The organism is Chromatium okenii (assembly GCF_016583745.1).
Classification (GTDB): Bacteria; Pseudomonadota; Gammaproteobacteria; order Chromatiales; family Chromatiaceae; genus Chromatium; species Chromatium okenii.
Genome location: NZ_NRRQ01000135.1, coordinates 1 through 546, shown reverse-complemented (window position 1 = coordinate 546; position 546 = coordinate 1). Strand labels below are relative to the sequence as shown.

Annotated in this window: 1 protein-coding gene; it reads left to right on the top strand. The window is 62.5% G+C overall.

Annotated elements, in window-relative coordinates:
- A partial coding sequence (locus CKO12_RS14530) for a S4 domain-containing protein (RefSeq protein WP_274599940.1) occupies positions 1–147 on the top strand: 147 nt, incomplete at its 5' end.
- Positions 148–546 lie beyond the last annotated feature (399 nt).

Sequence of the window (546 nt, the reverse complement as noted above, 5' to 3'; positions counted from 1 at the left end):
ACCTCCGAGGGGCTGCGCATGGTTCGTCAGGGGGCTGTGCGGGTCGATGGCGAGCGGATCGAAGACCCCAAGGCGCGCCTGGAGTCCGGCCGTGCGCACCTGCTGCAGGTGGGCAAACGCCGGTTTGCGCGGGTGAGTGAAAATTAGGGGTTGACCTACGCTGCGCAGCCCGTAGAATGCGCATCTCTCGACGGGGCGGAGACGCCCGGTCGGACCAGACAAAGAGGGGATTCGCCGGCGGCTGAATCCAGCGTTGACAAGCGCTCACAGCCGCGTAAGATAGGCGGTTCCCAAGGCGGCACAGCCCGCCACCCGCTGGATCTTCGATCGCAGCGGGCCCCGAAAAAGGGGGTTTGACAAACAGATCGCGATCTTTAAAATACGCGATCTCACGCTTCGGGGCAACAGCAACACGAAGCGGCTCTTTAACAATTCGGACCGGATGGCTTGTGTGGGCGCTTGCGTTGAAGTGTCGGCAAGAGACTTCGACGCAGGTACTCGCAAACTTGAGTGCTTGCGGCGAGCCAAGATTCGCCGGCCCTTCGG